Genomic DNA, 3608 nt, shown 5'->3' with positions numbered 1-3608 from the left:
AAAATTACTGCTTCTTCCAAGATTGGTTGTGCTGCGAAGCCAGCACAACAACGCTCTTTGCCTGATGACCATAGCGAGTCGGTCCCACCCCTTCCCATCCCGAACAGGACCGTGAAACGACTCTACGCCGATGATAGTGCGGATTCCCGTGTGAAAGTAGGTAATCGTCAGGCTCCCTAAGCCAGAAACCCCCGCCCGAACAGGCGGGGGTTTTTGCATTGGCGCGGCGGAAATGTGCATGGCGGGGTGAAGCCTTACCAAGGCTACTGCATTAGCACCTCACCCACGCCATCAATCACAGCATCCCATTCCCTCAATCGCTTCTATCTCCGGCGATTCAATTGCTTATTGATCGTATCTTCAATCAAGATGCAATTTCTTCTCCGCAACTGTGTCGTCCGGATGACCTGCCCCCGGTTTTAGTCCGAACTGCAGTTAGAGTCCGAGGTTAAAAACTGCTGCTTCGCGTCGTGCGCCCGGGCGAACTGCGCAGGCGTCAGATAGCCGAGCGAACTATGAGGCCGCTCGGTGTTGTACTCGATACGCCATTCCTCAATCAGCCGCTTGGCGTGGCGCATCGAGACGAACCAGTGCTCGTTCAGGCATTCGTCGCGGAACCGCCCGTTGAAGCTCTCGATATAGGCATTCTCCACCGGCTTGCCAGGCCGAATGAACGACAGCGTGACGCCGGCTTCGTAGGCCCATGCATCCAGCACCTTACCAGCGAATTCCGGCCCGTTGTCGACCGTGATGGATGCGGGTAAGCCTCGCATCTCCTTGAGCCGCTCGAGCACTTGCTGCACTCGTAGGCCCGGCAGCGAAGTATCGACCTCGATGGCCAAGCACTCGCGCGTGTAGTCGTCGACCACGTTCAGGCATCGAAACCGCCGACCATAGGCCAACCCGTCAGAAACGAAGTCCATCGACCAGCTCTGATTCGGGCCTGTTGGCAACGGCAGCGGCGTGCGCTCGACAGCCGCAATACGCTTGCGTCGCCGCTTGCGCACGCTCAGCCCCGCCTTGCTGTACAGGCGCTAGATGCGCTTGTGGTTGGCGAAGCAGCCATCCCGCTGCAACAGCACGTGAATCCGGCGATAGCCGTATCGGCGCTTCTGCGCGGCGATGGCCATCATCCGGCCAGTCAGCGCTTCGTCGTCAACTCGGCGGCGTGATTCGTAGTGGAACAGCGAGCGCGAAATCCCTACCAGCCCGCAGGCTCGGGTAACACCCATGGCACGTTCGGTCATCAATATCCGGACCGCTTCGCGCTTGGCCTGCGGGCTTGCTACTTTCGAGCCAGCAGGTCCTTCAGCGCGGCGTTGTCGAGCATTGATTCGGCCAACAGGCGCTTGAGCTTGTTGTTCTCCTGCTCCAGTTCCTTCAGGCGCTGCGCTTCGGAGACCGTCATCCCGCCGAACTTCGCTTTCCAGTTGTAGTAGGTCGCTTCCGAGATGCCGTACTTGCGGCACAGCTCCGCCGGCTTCAAGCCAGCCTCGGCTTCCTTCAAGATGCCGATGATCTGTTCTTCGGTGAATCGCTTTTTCATTGCCGTTCCTCTCTGGAACGGACTCTACACCGTCACCGTACTAAACGCGGGGAGCAGGTCAAAATGAACCTCGCCTATCGGGTGTCTGTCGCCAGCAATTGGTGTTGCTGAAGCCCGCCTCTGGTTCGCTGGTGGCCATCAGAGCCGCAACGGGAACCCGCGTTGGCAACCGCCCACGGCTATCCTCCCTCCGGCCTTGCTCGACGTCGACCGCGATCAGCCATGCCTAGCCCTCACCATCTGATAGTCAGTCAACCGGTGATGATCGTCGGCTTATGAGGTGCATCTTCTGCCAAAATTTCCATATCTCGTGTGGCAGCGGGATGCGTCTTGCATTCGATCCGCCTTCCACGTGTTGTTGGCAAGAGCGGACAGGAAGTCACCGCACCGGCTCCCCTTGTCGCATGAATCCGCGCGACTGAACGCCAGCAGAGCCGCGACATTGCCATTAAGCGCCATTGGATCTAACGGGTCATATCTCGTCGAAAGAGCCCCATCGAGGAGTGCCGCACGCGCTTGAGCCGCGGCAAGAAGCGACTCGACCAACAGGCTGGCCGCACTGCGGCATGTTGCGGGTCTGGCGAGATCCAAAATCGGCGCGGCTCTCCATCGTCTTGGGGAGCGTGAGGTGTGGCAAGGGTTACGTAGAATCCGACACGGAGAATCGCGTTCAGTTGGACGAGACGGCGCATAAAAGCGGTCGCGATATCGCGTGTACGCCGAAGATCTGCTGCGATGAGCGACCACGTACTGACGTGAGCCGGTTGCACGACGAGATGCGTCGGTGCCAAGCAGCAGCATTCGACGCGGCAGCAGCAGGGTCGTAGGGATGCCTGGACCTGGCGCGCGTCGTCGGCTATAGCGCATGCGTAGAGAATCGCCGGATTCATCCTGCGGGACGTGGTCGGGCCACGGCATCTCGATTCATCGGTCGTGCTGCGCAAGCCGACGTGCGCCAAACCCGGGCATCCCACATCAGGCGTCTGCTTCACCATTGATACTTGCCCGGCGTCGAGTATGCCCTTGGCGCTGCGCGGTGGGGCCGTAAGCAGGGCCTGGCTGTCGGACCGTCACCAGCGGGGACCCGGCAGGCGCTATAGGCTCTTCCGGCGCCGCGGCATGTGCCGTTGCAACCACGAGGATTGCCATTACAGAAAACGCGGACGCAGGGAGACTTGTACCGCCGGCTGGAGGGTGACTCGAGACGGTATCGTGCCCTCCGGTGAAGTCGTCGAACGCAGCTGAGCGAATTCGGTGGTGGAGCTGGGAGAGGTGGGCGGAAGCCGCGTCAGCACGGGGCACCGGGAACCAAGAAGGCGCTGCCCTCGCCGCTCGCTAAAACCTCTATTTCCCGCCGGAAACGCCACCGAGCCTCCCGCGAACCATCGACATCCGAGCTCGCCGAACCCGCCCGGCACGAAATTTGCCGAAATTTTGTGTCTATCCGCTTGGCATTGTGTGAAAGAGGCCGTATGATGGCGGTCTTTCGTTTTCAGCGCTGATGCAGATCGGCGTTGAGGGCGGAGTCTGACGAAGATGTGGCGCCGATCGGCAACATCTCGCGCTTGCCTTAGCCGGGCGAGAGCGGGGTCGGCGGGAAGCAGAAGTCGGGAAGAAAGTGAAAATAATCTTCCGGATGTGCTTGACAGGAGTGCGATGCACCCCCATAATCGTCAGTTCTCTACGGAGGGGTGCCCGAGTGGCTAAAGGGGGCAGACTGTAAATCTGTTGGCTTACGCCTACGTTGGTTCGAATCCAACCTCCTCCACCAAGATATCAGCGCAGTGAGCGGTAAGGAATCGTTAGTGGCCCGTGCGGGTGTAGCTCAATGGTAGAGCAGAAGCCTTCCAAGCTTACGACGAGGGTTCGATTCCCTTCACCCGCTCCAGACCGCTAAGTTGAAGCGTAGCGCCCATGTGGCTCAGTGGTAGAGCACTCCCTTGGTAAGGGAGAGGTCGGCAGTTCGATCCTGCCCATGGGCACCAGCAGTAAAAAGTCAGTGTCTTGTTTGCGCGCGGCGCAACCTGTGAAATTCCTTTTGGGAGTCGAAAATGGCCAAGGG

Annotated in this window: 3 tRNA genes, 1 rRNA gene and 1 pseudogene; 4 read left to right on the top strand and 1 reads right to left on the bottom strand. The window is 59.6% G+C overall.

Annotation, left to right across the window (positions count from 1 at the left end):
* The first annotated feature begins 60 nt into the window (after positions 1 to 60).
* A 5S ribosomal RNA gene (gene rrf, locus JMF90_RS28885) occupies positions 61 to 173 on the top strand.
* A gap of 246 nt (positions 174 to 419) precedes the next feature.
* Here rrf and JMF90_RS40295 read toward each other — a convergent pair.
* Positions 420 to 1546 (bottom strand): annotated as a pseudogene (locus JMF90_RS40295) (IS3 family transposase).
* Between the two features lie 1685 nt (positions 1547 to 3231).
* Here JMF90_RS40295 and JMF90_RS28865 point away from each other — a divergent pair.
* The 3 genes from JMF90_RS28865 (at position 3232) to JMF90_RS28855 (ending at position 3531) form a co-directional block, all read left to right on the top strand.
* Positions 3232 to 3317: transfer RNA gene (locus JMF90_RS28865), tRNA-Tyr, on the top strand.
* A 43-nt stretch (positions 3318 to 3360) separates the two neighbouring features.
* Positions 3361 to 3434: transfer RNA gene (locus JMF90_RS28860), tRNA-Gly, on the top strand.
* A gap of 22 nt (positions 3435 to 3456) precedes the next feature.
* Positions 3457 to 3531: transfer RNA gene (locus JMF90_RS28855), tRNA-Thr, on the top strand.
* The last annotated feature ends 77 nt before the right edge of the window (positions 3532 to 3608 follow it).

The organism is Burkholderia sp. E168m23 (genome assembly GCF_016586125.1).
Classification (GTDB): Bacteria; Pseudomonadota; Gammaproteobacteria; order Burkholderiales; family Burkholderiaceae; genus Burkholderia; species Burkholderia orbicola.
Note: the sequence above shows the minus strand (reverse complement) of the source record. Positions and strands in the feature narration are given on the sequence as shown.